At 53.8% G+C, this 18,055-nt stretch carries 14 protein-coding genes; 1 reads left to right on the top strand and 13 read right to left on the bottom strand.

Annotated elements, in window-relative coordinates; all coding sequences use genetic code 11:
- Nucleotides 1-76 precede the first annotated feature (76 nt).
- Entirely contained in the window at nt 77-2,227 is a 2,151-nt protein-coding gene (locus tag BMY44_RS14370) for a polysaccharide biosynthesis tyrosine autokinase (RefSeq protein ID WP_089996258.1), read from the top strand.
- Here the strand turns inward: BMY44_RS14370 and BMY44_RS14365 are convergent.
- From BMY44_RS14365 to BMY44_RS14305, 13 genes are all read right to left on the bottom strand, one after another.
- Nucleotides 2,215-3,465 carry an O-antigen ligase family protein gene (locus tag BMY44_RS14365; protein ID WP_089996255.1) on the bottom strand — a complete coding sequence of 417 codons (1,251 nt, stop codon included), beginning with the start codon at nt 3,463-3,465 and terminating at the stop codon, nt 2,215-2,217. The two genes, BMY44_RS14370 and BMY44_RS14365, sit on opposite strands and share 13 nt — an antisense overlap.
- A gap of 22 nt (nt 3,466-3,487) precedes the next feature.
- Nucleotides 3,488-4,366: a glycosyltransferase family 2 protein gene (locus tag BMY44_RS14360; RefSeq protein ID WP_089996253.1), complete on the bottom strand. Its 879-nt coding sequence runs from the start codon at nt 4,364-4,366 to the stop codon at nt 3,488-3,490.
- Nucleotides 4,363-5,205 carry a sulfotransferase gene (locus BMY44_RS14355; protein WP_089996250.1) on the bottom strand — a complete coding sequence of 281 codons (843 nt, stop codon included), beginning with the start codon at nt 5,203-5,205 and terminating at the stop codon, nt 4,363-4,365. Before BMY44_RS14355 ends, BMY44_RS14360 begins: the two co-directional genes overlap by 4 nt.
- A complete protein-coding gene (locus tag BMY44_RS14350; RefSeq protein WP_089996247.1) occupies nt 5,198-6,205 on the bottom strand; it encodes a sulfotransferase in 1,008 nt (335 codons plus the stop codon). The genes BMY44_RS14355 and BMY44_RS14350 overlap by 8 nt, the downstream gene beginning before the upstream one ends.
- On the bottom strand, nt 6,198-7,127 hold the full coding sequence (locus BMY44_RS14345) for a sulfotransferase (protein WP_089996245.1): 930 nt from the start codon (nt 7,125-7,127) through the stop codon (nt 6,198-6,200). Before BMY44_RS14345 ends, BMY44_RS14350 begins: the two co-directional genes overlap by 8 nt.
- Before the next feature lie 2 nt (nt 7,128-7,129).
- Complete coding sequence (locus BMY44_RS14340; protein WP_089996240.1) at nt 7,130-8,395, bottom strand: oligosaccharide flippase family protein; 1,266 nt, start codon at nt 8,393-8,395, stop codon at nt 7,130-7,132.
- On the bottom strand, nt 8,392-9,525 hold the full coding sequence (locus BMY44_RS14335) for a glycosyltransferase (RefSeq protein WP_089996237.1): 1,134 nt from the start codon (nt 9,523-9,525) through the stop codon (nt 8,392-8,394). Before BMY44_RS14335 ends, BMY44_RS14340 begins: the two co-directional genes overlap by 4 nt.
- Nucleotides 9,518-10,633 carry a glycosyltransferase gene (locus tag BMY44_RS14330; protein ID WP_089996235.1) on the bottom strand — a complete coding sequence of 372 codons (1,116 nt, stop codon included), beginning with the start codon at nt 10,631-10,633 and terminating at the stop codon, nt 9,518-9,520. The genes BMY44_RS14335 and BMY44_RS14330 overlap by 8 nt, the downstream gene beginning before the upstream one ends.
- 110 nt (nt 10,634-10,743) lie before the next feature.
- Nucleotides 10,744-12,120, bottom strand: coding sequence for an HlyD family type I secretion periplasmic adaptor subunit (locus tag BMY44_RS14325; protein WP_089996232.1), 1,377 nt, complete (start codon nt 12,118-12,120; stop codon nt 10,744-10,746).
- Complete coding sequence (locus BMY44_RS14320) at nt 12,117-13,871, bottom strand: type I secretion system permease/ATPase (protein WP_089996229.1); 1,755 nt, start codon at nt 13,869-13,871, stop codon at nt 12,117-12,119. Before BMY44_RS14320 ends, BMY44_RS14325 begins: the two co-directional genes overlap by 4 nt.
- A 174-nt stretch (nt 13,872-14,045) precedes the next feature.
- Nucleotides 14,046-16,349: a calcium-binding protein gene (locus tag BMY44_RS14315; RefSeq protein ID WP_089996227.1), complete on the bottom strand. Its 2,304-nt coding sequence runs from the start codon at nt 16,347-16,349 to the stop codon at nt 14,046-14,048.
- A gap of 167 nt (nt 16,350-16,516) precedes the next feature.
- Nucleotides 16,517-16,984, bottom strand: a complete 468-nt coding sequence (locus BMY44_RS14310; protein WP_131801617.1) for a hypothetical protein — start codon at nt 16,982-16,984, stop codon at nt 16,517-16,519.
- A 5-nt stretch (nt 16,985-16,989) separates the two neighbouring features.
- Nucleotides 16,990-18,042 carry a helix-turn-helix transcriptional regulator gene (locus BMY44_RS14305; RefSeq protein ID WP_165611852.1) on the bottom strand — a complete coding sequence of 351 codons (1,053 nt, stop codon included), beginning with the start codon at nt 18,040-18,042 and terminating at the stop codon, nt 16,990-16,992.
- Nucleotides 18,043-18,055: the final 13 nt, after the last annotated feature.

Here is an 18,055-nt window from a genome sequence, read left to right as displayed (position 1 = left end):
GCCGCTGTCAAAGCTGTGCTGTCTGCGCTAGAGATGTGCAGTCCCGTACAAGACGAGCAGTGCAAATCCTATTGTGATGTCAGACAGCATAACGAGCAAGCAGCCCATTGCAGGGGCAAACGCAACTGGTTCCGAAAAATCCGACACGGAAATTCTTGACCTTGGCGAATTGCTTGCTGCGCTTTGGCGGGGCAAGTGGACGATCGCGTTTGTCACAATCATCGCGATCTCCATTGCTGCATATTACGTATTTTCACTTGCCACGCCGCTGTATCGCGCCACAACAGTTGTCATCCTCGAAACCAATCAGGATCAGATCGTCGATCTGCAAAGTGTAGTAGGCGGAATCTCCGGTGATACGACGGAAGTTAATTCCGAGGTCGAGGTACTGCGTGCCCGCGATCTTATGGGAAAGGTCGTCGATCGTCTGGATTTGGTGAACGACCCGGAATTCAACAAGGCGCTTCAGCCTGAAACCGTGTTCGAACGTGCAGAAACATATGTTCGCGAATTGATCGGACTGCCCGAGCAGCGTGTCATTCTTCCCGCAGAGCAGGCTGTGGTACGCAAACGCGATGGCGTGGTGACCCGCCTTCTCGACAAGGTTACAATTCGGAACGTGCCGCTCAGCCTCGTGTTCCAGATTACGGTCGAAACGGAGTCTGCCGAAAAATCAGCCCTGATCGCCGATACGATTGTCGAACTCTATATCCTCAACCAGATCGAAGTGAAATTCGAAGCAACCGAACAGGCCACGACCTGGCTTAGCAACAGGGTCTCCGAGCTTCAGCTTGAACTTGAAGAGGCGGAGGCGGCGGTCAAGGACTTCAGTGCATCTACCGACCTTGTGTCGATCGAAGGGTTGCAGGGATTAGAGCGCCAGATAAAGGAGCTGCGTGATCGGATCGGATCCGCCGAAGCAGCGCGCGTCACGGCTCAGGCACGATTGACCAGCCTCGAAAACGCCGTAACTGTTGACGACAAGGTTCGAATTGCGAATGACACGCAGCTTTCCAGATTCGCGCAAAGGGCCGAGTCCGACGATGCAATTCGGACTGCATTCGATACTCGTTTCGGTCTTGTCGTTGATCGTGCTCGGTTGGAACTCCTAAGGGCGGATCAGCAACTTGCCGCGTTGCTTGCATCAGAGATGGAACTCGATGCGCAGTTAGAGCGACAAGGTGAAGACCTTATCAAGCTTCAGCAGCTTACCCGCGAGGCTGAGGCAAGCCGTTTGCTTTACGAGTACTTCCTAACCCGGCTGAAGGAAACTTCTGCACAGCAAGGTATTCAGCAAGCAGACAGCCGCATCCTTTCTCACGCCATCATCCCAAATGCTCCAGCCGAACCACGCAAGCCACTGATCCTAGTACTATCGACAATCCTCGGGCTATTGGTTGGGGCGGCTTGGGTTCTCTACCGCGAGGCGCGCAACAACAGTTTCCGCACAGCGCGTGATCTGGAAGCGTTCACAGGCTATACCGTGATGGGGCAAATTCCGCTTATTCCGGCTCGCCGTCGCATCAAGGTGCTGACGTATCTTGCGGAAAAACCCACCTCTGCGGCTGCAGAAGCCGTGCGAAACCTTCGCACGTCTGTCATGCTGTCAAACGTCGACAATCCACCGAAAATCATTGTCTCGACCTCTTCCATCCCGGGTGAAGGAAAGACGACCAATTCGCTTGCCCTCGCGCAAAACCTCCTCGGGCTTGGCAAATCTGTACTTCTTGTAGAAGGCGACATCCGTCGACGAACATTGAACGAGTATTTTCAGGATATGCCCAAGAAAGGTATCGTTTCTGTTCTTGCCGGGGACATCACGCTTGAAGAAGCGGTTTATCGCCCTGAAAGTTTCGGTGCTGACGTGCTCGCCGGCGACAAATCCTCACTCAACGCTGCCGACTTGTTCTCGTCTGATAAATTCAAAGCCCTGATACAAGAGATGAGGGCGAAATACGATGTAATCATCATAGATACTCCGCCCGTTTTGGTTGTGCCTGATGCGAGGATCATTTCACAAGTTGCTGACGCAATCCTGTTTTCTGTCAAATGGGACAGCACAAATCGGCAGCTGGTCGAAGAGGCTATGCGACTCTTTCATAACTCAAATCAGCGCATTACCGGTCTGGTTCTCAGCCAGATTAGCGAAAAGGGTATGAAGCGCTATGGATATGGCGGTAAGTACGGAAGCTACTCCGCTTACGGAACGAAGTACTACACCAATTGAGCGGCTGGTGCCGATCGCCTGATACGCAAGCTGACATTCTGTGACGCAAGACACGCTGCGAGCATCGTAAGTACCGGCCAGAACGATACGTTCAACAGCATTGACGCAATACATACGGTTGGAAGCAGTACTTTCACGCCTAAGATGGTGTGATTTTTCGACTGCCGTAAGCGGAGGCGGGTCGACAAAAGCAGCAGATAGGCCACGAATCCCACGAACAAAATTCCAAACACACCGCCAATCATCATTCGGTCGATGTATCCGTTATGCGTCGATTTTTCGATGCCGGCGGTAATCCGCAATTCCTGCGCGATCCTATCCTGACCAACGCCAATTAATTTGTTGTCTCGCCAGACCCGGTATCCTGCATACGCAAGGATGAGACGTTCCTGAGCGGATTCCCGTTGCAGCCCGCGGGTGCGTTCGAGGCTAAGGAGTGTCGTTGCCTCAAGCGTTGCAACTATTGATGAGAAGCGTTCAAATACCCTGAAGTTGCGATCGCTTTGGGCGAGAGTGAATGACCCGACGGCAACCACCGCGATAATGCAAAGCGTGCCAAGGACTCGCGATCGTACAGCTTTGAGGCTCGATATTCGCCAACTGATCAACCACCAGTACGTCAGAATAAAGACCGCAAGAACTAGCCCCATACGTGACTCGGTCAGGAATATTGCTATCAGCATCAGACCGATCAACCCGTTCTGATAAAGCGGTCTCAATCGCAACATTTTGAGAAACAAGACCGCTAAGGCAAGTGAGTTCGCGGCAAAATTCGGGTCGTTCTGGATACCTGTGGGCCGTGGGAATGTCTTGATGGATCCTTGGACCAGCGCTTGCTTTGGCAACAGATCTGCAGACTGAAGCAGAATGACACCCGCACTGATGACAGCGAGAATTACCCAGTATCGCGCTAACAGGGCAAACGAACTATCCACATCGTCTTTGGCATTATTCGCCAAGGTCCCGTAAACAGCCAACAGAATGACGAGCTTAATTACTTCCGAGATCAGAGGCACTATTTGCCCGTTTACGAGCGGGTAGATCGACCGGACTCCCAATTCGATTAACCCGAAAGCAAGCAGTAGTCCCGACACCCGCCCGATCTTTCCGGACAGCAAAAGGATGCCAGCGCAGGCGAGCAGTGGCAGTTCGTCAAGAGAGACGGTAGGGCCGCCGATGCTGACCTGCATTTCAACGACTTGGCTGAACGCGATCGAGAACGTGAGCGCCATCATCATATGCGATTGCCGAATGATCACGTCAGTCTGGTGTCCTTTCTCTGCGACCGGCTAGATAGCCATTTGCGCGTCCGATGAGTGCTGCCAAGTGGAAACGTGCCTTTCCGAACTTACCTGACAACATCGACAAAACAACGCCGCCCAGCGGTCGCCCAAGTTTCGCCAAAGCGACCCTCTTGGCATAGCCGTGCTTTCCCAAGAGGTACCCAAAACTTGGCGATTGGTCTTTCGCCCTTGCGATTGTAGCACTGTCATAGCTAACAGCAGGGCAAGGGTGATAGATAACAAGCGTTGGGTCGTAATGAATGCTATGGCCAAGATCAACTAGGCGAATTGGAAGGTCGTAGTCTTCGCAGCCACGCCAGCGCGTTCCACTGCCAAGTCCCAGCGTTTCGTCAAAGCCGCCAACATCACGGATAGCACCAGACCTATAGAACATTGCACAGGATACCGACATCTCGAAAGCAGTCTCCCGGGTCATATCCATTTTCCGTTTGTCAAAACGGGCCATGTCCAAACCTGTTTGCGGATCGGACCCTTTTCCGTGAAGACCCGCAGAGCTTGGGTTATTTGCGAAGAAAGCTGCGACCCGCGAAAGTACATCTGGTGCGTACCAGCAATCGTCGTCCGGAAATGCGAAGAACTGGCCTGTCGCAACAGCCATGCCGCGATTGCGCGAGCGAGACAGCCCCTTTGGCGACGTTATATGATGTATGCTCAGTTTGTCCTGAAACGGTGCCAATAGGATTGACAGGTCAAACTCATCGTTTTGGTCTACGACGACAACTTCAAAGTCGCTGCAGGATTGCTGCATCAACGAAGAGAGCAGCCGTTCTATTTCCGCCACGCGCCGGTCTGAAGCTACCGTACACAAGATGAGACTGAATAGAGGTGCAGTCATCGAGAAAGACCCGCCAGAGCCGTCGCAGTCTTAGAAATCAAGCTGTTCCGACCCGTATCTGACGCGGGAGAGATCGTGGATTGATCCTTGGTCAGTCGCCACCGACTTCCAGCAATATTGTGAAGGTCCGGGGTTTTGAGCGTTAACATTGCAGGATCGTAGGACATGCCGATCCAGTCACAAATTGCCGATAAGGACTTTTCTGGCTCGTGTGTCAGCCTGTCGTACGACACAGATAATCGTGGAATCCTATTTTGATCAGCAAACTGGCGAGCTGCACGATGCGACAAAATCCACTTTGTAAGCGTTCGCAAGCCAGAACTTGGTTTGGTCATCGCAGTGCTCGAAACAGCTAATCGCGCCTTTGGTATCTTCGCTGATTGCATCACGGCCAAAGGATCGCGACAAAGCTGGATGAACTTGATCTTGTCCGGCCTCGCATCGGCCAAAAGCTTCAATCGCCAAAGATGCTTTGACCCATCAATAATCAATCGAGCACCAGAAGCTTCGGCGACCCTATCTATGAGATCCCAATGCGCTGCGACGTATCGCGATGTTTCTTCATCTGTTGAGATGGTACGTGCTCTTAAATCCTCACGCCCGATGCCTGCCGGTGTCGCCAACGCGTTTGGCGTGATGTCTTTCAAGACACCTGGCCAGAAGGCGCATTCGCCAATAGGTTTGCGACAGGTGCAAAGGTGGTTTTCGCGCATCCACTCAGCGATCTGAAAGACCTCGCCCATACTAAATACATCATCGCCTTGGGCCAAGGCGACATCCAGCAAAGTCGAACCGCTAAATCCGATTGGGCCAATGTAGACTAACGTATAGTCAACCATCCGCGTCCCCACTTTGTCGCGGCTTCAAACGTGCTGTTACCTTTTGTAAAAAATAGTGCGGATTAGTTACAGATGTTTTTCCGTGACGGCGTGCTGCCTGCGTCAGTTTCGCGAAATAGTCCAGTGCGACGGACCCCCAAACAGAAAGGCGGCTAATTGAAATAGGTGCGTCAGGTTGATACCCATGGCGTCGCATCTGTTCTCCGATCAACTGTTCCAGCAATGCCTGCTTGCGCGGATCAAGCGTCGTGCGCCATGCGTCCAATCGGGATGCGTCAGGAGCTTCGGTTGCGCGCACATGCAAGTGCCGCTCTTCATCAGCGATTGTGTCAGCAAAGCCCCTTTCCTGCGCCTTATCGCGGCATCGCACTTCTAGAAATGCCGCCAACTTGGCAAGTGCAGCGTCCGTGTCAGTCACCAGTTCTTCATATCGCACAACATGAACTCGGGGATCGTCGGCCAGCGCTTCAATGGCTGATACCATTTGAGCCCATTCGCGTGCGTTTTGCGCAACGGCATGGCTGAACTTCCCGCCACGGTATGCATACGCTGCGTTCAACTGTGAATGTAGAATGGCCCTTGGATCACGCAGAATAACGATCGCGCCCGCCGATCGGTGGTACGACAGGGCCTTGGTGATCTCCCATGGCATGACTGGATCGCCCTTGTAGCAGATCATTTGGTCACTGGGGAAAAAGGTGTCGCGGTATTGACGAAGCAAGCCCTGAAAGATCGTAACGCCATCTACCGGCAATGAGTTCGTGATCGTTGGTTCGATATTCCAAGACGCGAGTTTTGACACGCTTGTAAGTGCATCAAGATAACTTGCCGCGCTGGCTGCGGTTTTAAGTTCAACTGGTGCAAAGCCGTTAACACCAAGCATTTCTGCTGGAAACGACCCTTCTGGTGTGACGCAGACCTGAAATCGATCGCTTAGCAGATGCGCGAGCAGCGTAGACCCTGATCGGCTGATGTAGGATATGAAGCAATAATCAAACATTCTGCGCCATCTCTTTGGCGCGTTCCATCCACCGCATTATATGCGGATGCGGATCACGTTCTGCTAACGCCATACATTGTTGCATGCTGAAATGGGAAAGCCATGGGCGCAGCATTGGGGGAATACCGTCGTCCTTGTTGCGGTAGGAATTGTTGGCTGGCAGCAGCGGTCGTCGCCTGTCGCTGGGTACACCAAGAAACGTTTCGATCTGATCAAGCAGATCCTGAGGTGCGTCTCGAATATCGTCAAAATAGCAGGTCAGGACGTTTGCATCTCCAAATACGCTTCGCCACGTGGCAAGCGTCGTCGCATAATCCGTCCTGATCTGGCACGGTACGCTTTTCACGAACGCGAGGTAGTCTGCGTGATCGACTTCGCCGGGGCGTTTGCCTCTTGTCCGCACGAAATGTTTGGTTGCATGCGACCACATACGGTCAATCGGATCGCGTAAGATGAAGAAAACTTTCAAGTCGGGTCCAACCGCGTCCTTGATTTCGGCAACCTGATGAGGTTTCAGCGTTGCATAGGCAGGTGTGATTTCACCCGCGATCCGTCCGCGTCTCCGAGCATTCTCGAACAGCTTCAGATAGTTGGTGACAGTTGGTTTGCTTAATACTGTCGTAAGTTCGTACCGGGCCATCGCCCAGACGTCCGCGAACCGCTCCCGCCCCTCTGGCCTGAACGGATTGCGCATTTCTTTGTGCCACGGTTGCTTCGCCCAAGCGCGTATGCGTGATGCACGATGGTCGTGCAATCGATCACTGATCAGATTGCCGGATTGGTCGAATAAATCGAAATGATGCAATTCCTTGATCGGTGGTAACCACACACTTGGGTTTCCGAACAGCATTTGATGTACCCACGTCGTTCCGGCGCGTTGAGCGCCAATTCCGAGGAAATGTGGTCCGTGCGGTGTGGTCATGGTTAGTGTTGGATAGACTGAAATGAGACAAATGGCCAAACGCCGACTTTGCGATAGACGCCGCCCGCGGCAAGTAAGCCTTGCAATGCAATTGTCAGCGCAGTTGCCGACGCAGCCCCGATCAGACCGAAAGGCGGAATCAGCGCAACGGATAGCAGAATGCACAGGAGCGCGGTGATGAAGGTATATGTGCGCAACGTCCGTTCGTTTCCGGTCATCGCCAAAATCGCCCCTGATGAGGCTGTGATGAGGTTTACGGTCTGACCAAGGAGAAGAATAACAAGCGCCAACCCTCCGCCTACAAATTCAGGACCAAACAGCAAAAGGATCGGTTGGCGGAAAAACATTGTGCCAGCGATCAGCGGCAGGCCAATTGCAAGAAGGAAAAGTCCGCCGGACTGAATCTGACGCTGCAAATCCACGAGCGCTCCGGTCTGATGGGCAACTGCAAACGCGGGCCTTAGTACATTGTTAAGGGATTGCAGAATAATCCCGAAAATCAATCCCAAACGAATGACAATGGCGTAGACGCCCGTATCTGAAGGTGTCGCAAATATTCCGAGACAAAGAAGCGGGGCGAAACGAATGATGTACCCCATCATGTTCACGCTAAGCAGCGGATGCCCGGCGTGGACCAATTCCCGTGCCTTGTTCGCGGACAACATCGCCCCAGGTCCTGCCTGCCGCATTGCAAGAACAGTAGCGCAAATAAGCCCTAGCATACTTGCCCCAACGTATAAGCCAATGAATGAGGACAAATTGTCTGTCTTCAGCGTAATCGCACCAAGAAGGACCAGAAGCGGAACGAAGCCTGTTTCGAGAAACGATGCGGTGACGGGGCGACGGTACCCCTGCAGAACCCCACAAAGCACGACTGTCATGGCCACTGCGGGGATCGCGTAGGCTAACTGGGCGATGGCCAAACCAAATGCGGCTCCGTTCGGGTTGAAATAGGTCATCACAACTGGCCCAAGTATCCAGACAAACAGCGCGACTGCTATGCTTAGAATAGCAACGATCGCAAGCGCCGTTACTGCATACGCTCCTGCGGCATTATCCGGACCTGTATTCGCTGAAACAAATCTTACCGCGACTTCTGTCAAACCAAGTCTGCCAAGCGTCGCCGCCCCAACCATCACCGCAAGGCCGTAAAAAAAATATCCAGCACCGTCTGGGCCAAGACCACGTGCCACGAACACACTAAGCGCGAAGGTGGCGGCGGTTCCGATGAGCCTTATACCGATAGTTTGAAATGTCTTTTTGATCATCGCGAGATCTTGGCGCGATGCGCGGACCAAGCCCGTTCGATGAAGTTGCGCAAGGCACTTTGAAAAATTGGACCATCGAATCTCTTCGCGTGCTCAGCGATGATTTTGGGATCAAAATCTATCGTTTCGGCTCGTGAAATCGCATCGTTGACTGCGTCAACCGTTTGTTTGTCAAACAGCACGCCGGTCTTCCCATCAATGACCGTTTCTGTCGCACCACCTTTGGCGTATGCAATGACAGGTCGCCCAGAGGACATCACTTCGAGCGGGACAATACCAAAGTCCTCCACACCCGCAAAAACGAGGGCCTTACACCGCGCGTAATGGTCTTTGAGCGTCTGTGAATCGACGCGTCCAAGAAAAGTCACATTGGATGCAGCCTTTGCGCGAAGCATTTTCTCTGCACCACCCTCACCAATGACAACGAGTCTACGGCCGGACTTGTTGAATGCGTCAACGATAAGATCTGGCCGTTTGTAGCTGACCAATTCGCCGGCACAGAGGTAGAAATCGTCACTCTCAAGATCATCATTCCTCGCAAACGCCTGAAAATCTACGGGTGGATGGATGACGGTCGCATCGCGTCGCCACGTTTTCTTGATCCGGCGCGCAACGAACGCGGAATTTGCGATAAACAGGTCAACCCGATTTGCCGCCACAGCGTCCCACAAACGCAGTCGCGGTGCCAAAAGACTTAGGAATGTACGCGTAAGAATGCCTGATTGGTTCTTGTAGATATGATATTGATCCCACAGGTATCGCATTGGCGAATGACAATAGCAGACGTGCAGCGCATCCGGGTCGCAGATAACACCTTTCGCTGGTCCAGCCTCTGCCGAAATCACAAGATCATATCCCGACAGATCAATTGACTCTAACGCACGCGGCATGAAGGGAAGATACTTCTGGTAAAGCCGTTTTGCGAATGGCAGGCGCCCAATGAAAGTCTCGGTTATCTTGTGCGACAGGATCGTGTCAGAAATCCTCTGGCGATCTACGACATGAGTAAAAATATCTGCGTCAGGGAACAGCTTGCAGATTTCTTCCAGAACCTTCTCGCCGCCGCGCATACTGACAAGCCAGTAGTGCACGATGGCAACTTTCTGCGGCTGATCAGAACGTTCAGGCATGAGGTGTGACCGCTTGTTTGCTCACAAGGCTTGCTGCAATGCTCTCGGTCGCTGCGGCCATGCGCGAGACGGCGTAATTTTCGGCAACATTTTGGCGTGCGCAATCGCCCATGCGGCTACGTTCATTCGCAGAAGTGCTGACAAGTGCCTCGACCGCTTCCTCAGCCGTTTCAAACAAAAGGCCGTTCGTCCCGCTATCGATCAAGTCGACATGTCCGTTTACCCGCGTAACAACAGGACAGAGCCCTTCCGACATCGCCTCGAGAACGGCCAGAGGCATACCTTCCCAACGAGATGTGGAAAGAAAGAAATGGTTTTTTCGAAAGACATCACGGGGCGTGGAGTGGGGCCCTGCCAAGGTCAAATTCTGGGTTAATCCTTCTTGCACGATACGCGTGGCGATTGCATCATAGCCTTCGCCTTGCCCCAGGATTGTAAGGTGGAAAGGTTTCCCAGTCTTCTTCAATCCTGCAGCGATATCGATCAGCAGGTCAGCGTTCTTTTGAAAGTCGAACCGGCTGACTGCGATGATACGCAGAATATCGTTCTTCACCTCTGGCCGTAATGTTTCGGGCACGACGACGCCATTTTGAACAAGATACAATTTCGTAGGCGTCACCAGTCCATGGGCAAGGATCGCCCGGCGCTCACTCTCCGATACAGTGATTGTGGCCGCTGTCAGTAATCCCATGAGACGTTCCAGTGTCAGATACATCCACTTTTTGGCGGGCCCGTATTCGCCGACATGCAGCCCGTGAAATGTATGGAGGCTTTTGGCACCAGTCAGCAAGCTTAGGGCGCGGCCATAAAGTCCAGCACCCTTTCCATGTGAATGAATAACATCCACCTTTCGCGCACGAATATAGCGGGCGAGGCGAAACAAGACGCTGAAACTGAACGCGCGATGGGGTATCACCGTCATGTTTTGCGGGCCGACAATGCTTGTGAAGCGGTCCCAATAAGGGGGTTCGTTCGGGCAGGCGATCAATAGATCGACATCCGCACTGAAGTTTGACCCAAGCTGAAAAAGATGTTCAGGACCGCCGCCGATATCAGCACGCACAGTAATGGCAAGCATCCGCAGGCAACTGTTGTTCGTCACTATCATGCAGTGCGGGTCCACCAAGAAACGGTTGTCACGCTCACCGTGTCAGGAACTTTGCATCAAAACGCAAGCAATTGTTCGATTTTTGACCAATCCGGCAAGGATCGCGCGCGCTATTCTGCTTCAACCAGCGCGGTTTCAAATCCACCAATAACCGGAGCAAGCAAATAGTCCGCCAAAGTCTGCTCACCTGTGGTCAGCATGGCTTGTGCGGGCATTCCTGGCTGGACCTCGACTTGTGTCAAAGCGGCAAGCTCGTCTTCATGCACACGGATATGTGCACGATAGAATTGCTCGCCAGTTTCGTTGTTGACGGTCACATCCGGGGCAACATAGATCACGTCCCCGAGTATCGTGGGCGTGGTGCGAAAATTGTAAGCGGTCAGTCGAATTCTGGCTTCACCGCCTTCACGCACCTCATTGATGTCCTGCGGTAGAATGCTCACAGCGACGACGAACTCGCTATCTGTTGGCACAATTTCGACAAGGCGCTGACCAGCTTCGATGACCTGGCCAAGCGTATTGATCGTTGATTCAACAATCCGACCATCGACTGGGGCCAGAATTGTGTGGCGCTTCAGCTGATCTGCGATAGCAAAGACACGTTGCTCAAGGTCAAACACCTCGGCTTCATTTGCTTGGCGTTGTTCGCTGATCTGGGTCATCCAGTCACGACGAACCTGCAAGATGCGCTCTTCCTGTTCAGAGATTTGCTGCAGCGTTGTCTGGCGCTCGCTTTCGATGATTTGGATTTCACCCAAGATCGCTGTCTGATCGCGCAGCATTTCAAGATAGCGCTGCTTTGTAATCAGCCCTTCATCAAAAAGCTTTTCCTGACCTTCAAGCTCGCTTGTCGCCAACGCAAGCTGCTGTTCAAGTGTTTCGAGGCGGCGCGTTGTGCCTTCGTCCTGACCGCGCAGCTGTCCGATCCGGTTCTCCAAAATCTGGATCTGACCCGAGACGTTATCAAGATTGGCCGCCAGAACTTCGTTCTGAAGTGCAACCGTCTTGGCAAGCAACGGCTCTTCTTCAATCATCTGCTCCAACGCGTTGGGCAATGTCATTGTATCTGCCCAGGTAAACTCAGCCTCCAGCCTTGCCCCTTCGGCAAGCGCACTGGCAAGTTGACCTTTCAGGATACCAAGGGACGCCGTTGATCGGGTCGAGTCCAACTTGGCAATTACGTCACCCGCAGCAACGATATCGCCATCCTTGACGTTAATTTCGTTAACGATGCCGCCATCCATATGCTGCACGATCAATCGGTCGCCCAGCACTTCGAATTTTCCTGATGCAACAACCGCACTTCGCATCGGAACTGTGACGGCCCAGGTGCCAATCCCACCGACAAGGGCAACGATCAGGATCAGCATTGTAAACACGAGTCCGCTGATTCCGAGTTTTGGTTCCGGCATGTTCGTTTTCTTGGGCATCGTGTCTGAAAAACCGACATCCGTTGCCTTGGCTTGGGGTGCTACAGCGCGTGTCATGAGCTTTCTCCCACTACTTTTGCTTGTGTTTGCGCACCCGAATGCCGCCGGAACATGGTGACATTTGACCCATCGGCTTTTGCTGCTTCGGCAATTGGTGTGGTTGCCGCGTTGAGAACGTCTTTGGACGGACCAAATTTCACCAAACGCCCACCTTGCATCATACCGGCATGCGTCAGTTGGCGCAAAATGTTGTGACGGTGGGTTACGATCACGACAACTGCACCGCGACTTGTCGCCGTACCGATTGCACGGGCCAGCGCCTGTTCGCCATCGGGATCAAGGTTCGCGTTAGGTTCATCCAGCACAATCAGTTTGCGATCGCCATAAAAGGCGCGGGCCAGACCGATCCGCTGACGCTGTCCGGCAGACAGGCGTTCACCCATCTGGCCGACGTCAGTGTTATATCCCTTTGGCATACTCAGGATCAGGTCGTGGACTTGCGCGGTTTTCGCTGCCTCAACAATCAGGGACGGGGCTGCGTCGGGGTCCATCGTCGCAATATTTTCAGCGATGGTGCCAGCGAACAGTTCGACCCGCTGTGGTAAAAAGCCGATGTACTGGCCAATCTGTTCAACAGGCCAGTCGGTCAGCGCGGAATCGTCGATGCGAATGAAGCCGCGGGTCAAAGGTTGTAACCCGACAATCGCGCGGGCCAGCGTCGTCTTGCCGGCACCACTGGGACCGATCAGGCCCAGCGACATGCCCGGCTTGAGCTGGAAATCAACGCCAAAGACAAGCGGTTGCTGGTGTTCCGGCACAATCACGGTCGCATCCTCAACAGCCAGGTAACCTTCGGGCGCTGGCAGTTCCATCAGGTCTTTGGTTGCGGCGCGGCGGGCAAACAGGAAATTCAGCCGTTGCACGGACTGGCGGACTTGCAGGAATGCGCTCCACCCGGAAATCGCCTGCTCGACCGGGGCTGCTGCGCGACCCAACAGGATCGAGGCGGCCAGCATCAGGCCGGGCGACAATTCGTTGCGCAACACCAGAATAACGCCTGTGCCCATGATTGCGATTTGCAGACCCATGCGTACGAACTTGGCGATGGAGGTGCTGAACGAAATCCGGTTGTTGGCTGTATTGGCGTAGTCGACGGCGTTCAGGGCTTCTGCGCGCCAGCGTTTGATCAGGGCAGGGGTCTTGCCCATCGATCGAGCAACGTCGGCGTTGCGAAACACCTCATCCGCCGTGCGGTTGGCTTTCTGTGCTGTTGCCGATCCTTGTTTGTTCACGTTGCGGCTGGTCAGCTCGTTCATGATTGCCAGTGCCAGCAAGGTCAGGATGCCAGCCAGCGCCACAAAGCCCAAAAGCGGATGGAACATAAAAATGACCGCCACAAACATGATGGACCACGGTGCATCGAGAAGGGCCGTGAAATAAGGGCTGGTCACGAAACCGCGCAGCTCCTGAAGATCCCGCACAGGCTGGTTGCCAACGGCATCGAACAGTTCGCGGTCATCGACCAGACCTGACATCACTGTCGGGCCATGGGCAACTTCAAGGCGGGCCCCAAGCCGGGAGGCCAACCGTTGGCGCAGCCAGTCAAACGTAAAGTAGAAGAAAAGTGCAATCGCTGCCCCAATCGTGAGAGCAGCGAGAGTTGTCAGACTTCCCGAGGTCATCACCTTCGAGAATAGCTGGAGCATATAGAGGGGTGCCGTTAGAATCAGGATGTTCACGAACATGCTGGTTATGAATATTGCGAGGACTAACCCGCGTTGGCCGTCGAAGACCTTCCTGTTTCTCATTTGCTTGTCCCCCCGGACTTACTCACAAAATCTCAATCTTTAATATTGAGGCACCCTAGCTCAAGTCATTGCGACCACGGCCGGGGGACCAGTTCGAAATCATCGAGCCAGGGCTAGAAAGGGCCCACCAACTTTTTTTGGAGCTGGCGGGCCCCTTCGTCTCCTGACGATCGATTAGACGATCACGATGTCCACGGCCTCGTAGAGGTAGTTACCATCCGAGAAGTCGTTGATCTGTTCCAACGAGCTGAAGTTGAACGGATGATCTCCGCCGACACCCAGCAGATCGATGGACGCGCCGCCAACCGACACGAGCGTGTCACCATCATCGACAACCGTTGTTGCAGCGTTCAGCGCATTGAATGCGTCTGTCGCGCTGACACCACCGGACTCGTCTTTGATAACGAAGGTCAGCACATCGGCGTCACCTGCCATGGTGAAGTCGTAGACGACGTCATCACCATCAGTCGAAGTGAACGTTGCACCATCCCACGTCAGGTGAACCTCAAAGACGTCCTTGCCGTAACCGCCGGTCAGTTCGTCGTCGCCTTCACCTCCCCAAAGGAAGTCATCCCCTTGGTTACCGTTCAGGACGTCGTCGCCTGCGTCACCGTTTACGTCATCGTTGGCTTTGCCGCCGGAGAGGTCGTCGTTACCATCACCGCCGTAAAGGACGTCATTCTGCTTGCCGCCGTCCATGACATCATCGCCCATGTCGCCGTACATGGTGTCCTTGTCGTTGCCACCATACATAAGGTCATCGTCGGCACCACCATGCATTTCGTCATTGCCGTCGCCGCCAGACATGACGTCGAAGCCTTTGGCACCGAACATAACGTCATTGCCACCGTCACCATTCATGGTGTCGTTGCCAGTTTCGCCATTCATATTGTCGTTGCCTTCACCACCACTCATGAAGTCGTTTCCGGAACCACCAAGCATGCCGTCGTTGCCAGCGCCACCATACATGGCGTCGTGGTCATCGCCGCCATTCATGGTGTCGTTGCCCGTGCCGCCATACATTTCGTCATTGCCAGCACCGCCAGACATGTTGTCGTCGTGTGCTTCGCCATCCATGTAGTCGTTTCCGTTGCCGCCAGACATGTTGTCTCGGCCATAGCCACCAAGCATGGTGTCATCGCCTTCTTCACCTTTCATGGTGTCGTGGCCGCCATTGCCTTCCATGTAGTCGTTTCCGTCACCACCGAACATGGTGTCTTTGCCGGTACCACCATAGAGAGAGTCATGGTTGCCCTCGCCATAGATCTTGTCTCGACCAGACCCACCAAAGATCAAGTCACAGCCTTCGACGCCTTCGTCGAACTCGCGACGGATTTCGATGCAACCTTCGCCGCCTTCATCGCTTTCGTCTTGTGCAGAAACTTCGATACCTTTGATGAATTCGCCACCAAAGTCACCATAGATGATGTCAGCACCTGATTGACCCATGATCCAGTCATCACCGGAGCCGCCTCTGACTTTGTCGTTGCCTTCGTCGGCTGACAATGTGTCATCTTCGGAACCGCCGTACATGTAGTCAGCGCCGCGGCCACCAAACATGCGGTCCATGCCGGATCCGCCATAGAGGCAGTCACCGCCAGCACCACCGTCGACATAGTCGTCGGCAGCGCCTGCAAAGATTACGTCTGCAGAACCAACGAAATCGTCAACGTCTCCGCCACCCCAAGTGTCGGAACCCAGGTCCAGATCAGTGGCGTTGCCCTGACGGATGTCGCCAAAGATTTCGTCTTCGCCGTCATTACCAGTGATTACGTCAAAGCCAAGACCGCCAGAAATACGATCATCGCCATCGCCACCGGAAATGCCGTCGTTACCTTCGTTACCGTACAGCGTGTCGTCGCCGCTTCCACCGAAGATGCAGTCATCGCCGCCTTCGCCAGCGACACAGTCATTGCCGTCACCAGCGTAGATAAGGTCATTGCCATCATCCAACGAGAACTCGTCACCGTCATCACCAAGGATGATATCGTCGCCGGTCCCACCTTCGATATAGTCGTTGCCTTCACCGCCAGCGATGCCGTCGTTACCCCAGCCACCATAAATCTCGTCGTTGCCGGTGCCGCCATCTAGGCCATCATTGCCGCCTTCACCGTGGATGATGTCGTTGCCGGACCCACCTTCGATGCAGTCGTTGCCTTCTGGGTTGGTGCCGTGACCATCGTCACCCCACAGTTCGTCGTCGTGCTCGCCGCCATAAATGGCGTCGTCACCCGACATACCATAGATGGTGTCGCAGTCTTCTTCGCCATCAAGCTCGTTGTTGTTTGCGTTGCCGACTATGAAGTCATCGCCTTCACCGCCATCATAGTTGTCAGGTGATCCTGGCAGACGCAGATCGACGGCATCGTCGCCGACGGTACCGCTTCCTGTCACACCGTTATTACCACCCTCTTTGGAAAGATCGACTTCACAATCTGGAAGTTCACATTCTTCCCACGGAACAAATTCATTAGGCATAACCTATTACTCCAATCTATGGGCTCAGTCGGTCAAACAAGACCCCCCAAAAACCCGTTACTTTTCCGGCTTCCCCGGTTCGCCGTTGCAAAAGTTGCAGTTCAGCTATTCTCAAACAAAGCCGATTCGGGGGCGCGAAAATGCCCCCAAAAGGGGATAAAATCTCGTTAATTCCCCATAAATCTCGTCAAAAATCCGACTCCTAAGTCTTTGATTTGTAATACTTCTGCGGCAAAAATTCCGCCGACAACCAAACCGCCACCAAATATGACGCCCAGACCCAGAAATTTTAAAATTTTTGTCCCGATACGGCTCTGTCGTTGGGCGGTTGCATCGGCCACAATACTGCGCAACATCGGCTCCAGCTCGATCCGCAACGCACCTTCCATGCTGTTCACAGCACGTTCCACATCATCCAAACGAGACGACAGAACAGCGCGATCACGTTCGATCCGGGCGGCTTCGGCTTCCCCAAAACCGGTGCCAACCGTGGTTATCATGGCGACAAGTCGCTTGTGCAATTCACCAATATCCTTGCGCCGCGCAACCGTTTCAGGTCCGGTTCCCACAAGGGAAGCAAGCGGATCAGCAACGGGCTTTGTCGGCTCGGCATTTTCGGTGCTCGGGGTATTCATCTGGTTCATCCTGTGCCCCCACAGTTGGATTGCCACGTCAGCAATTGCGCAATTTCCGCACGCGAGTGCACGTTCATTTTGCTCAACACGCGCTTGCAATAGGTGGAGCTGGACTGTTCAGTCAGCCCCGCTTGTTTGGACACCTCCTTGTTTGAAAGGCCAAGCTGAAGCAGGGCAGCAATCCGAGCTTCGGCTTTCGTCAGTCCAAAGCTCTTGGCCACACGAAACACGGCTTCGGATTGAGGCGGCGTTGGCAAGAGTACCGTAACAAGGTCAGTTGCCTTACCTTCATGACGGAAACGCGCAAGCGTCACAGGGACACGACGCCCGTGTTGTCTTGAATCTAGCAAAACCACCTTTTCGAAGTTGGGATCGTCCGAATGAGAGCATTCCGTGATGGCGTCGCGAAACAGGCGGCTTTGCAGATCGTCGCGTGCTATAATGCCATGGCTGCTGCGTTGGAGAACATCTCCCGACAGCAGCATCGCCTTCGCTGCAGCATTCGCGCGCAGCATCAGCCCTTCAGCATTCATTACCATCACGCCAAGACCGATCTTCTGAGAGATCATCCAAAGCAAAGCATCGTCACAAGCGCTTTCGTCTGGACCTTCTGCGTTATGCTGGCGTTCTTGCAGGACGTCTTCGCGCAAGATACGCCAGATCGTCGAAAGAAAAGAGGCGACCAGAACACGATCCGTACAGGGATCAAGACGAAGATAAGCTTCGTCTGCGGTGCCGTCGGCTAGTGTCACGCCAAATCCGAACCATTCATGGCGGTCGTTGTCACTGACATTGTACTGTGCCAGTCGTTCTCGCATTTCTGCGCAAAGGTCTATCTCTGCGAACCGCCCGGAGTGGTGGCTTGTATCGGCGTGCGGCGTAATGCGGCGAGGCAACTCAATGCCTACGCCTTCAGGATGAGTCCCGAACTGCATACGCTGTTGTTTCGCGTCAAGAACAATGACGCAATCGGATGTCAGGTCCGAAACAGTCCGCGTCAAACAACTCGAATACGCGGATATGGGTGCGCAAAAGGCATCAGCCTTCAATGCTGTCATCGATTTCTTCCCC

The sequence above is a fragment of the Cognatiyoonia koreensis genome (assembly GCF_900109295.1).
GTDB classification, from domain to species: Bacteria; Pseudomonadota; Alphaproteobacteria; order Rhodobacterales; family Rhodobacteraceae; genus Cognatiyoonia; species Cognatiyoonia koreensis.
Note: the sequence above shows the minus strand (reverse complement) of the source record. Positions and strands in the feature narration are given on the sequence as shown.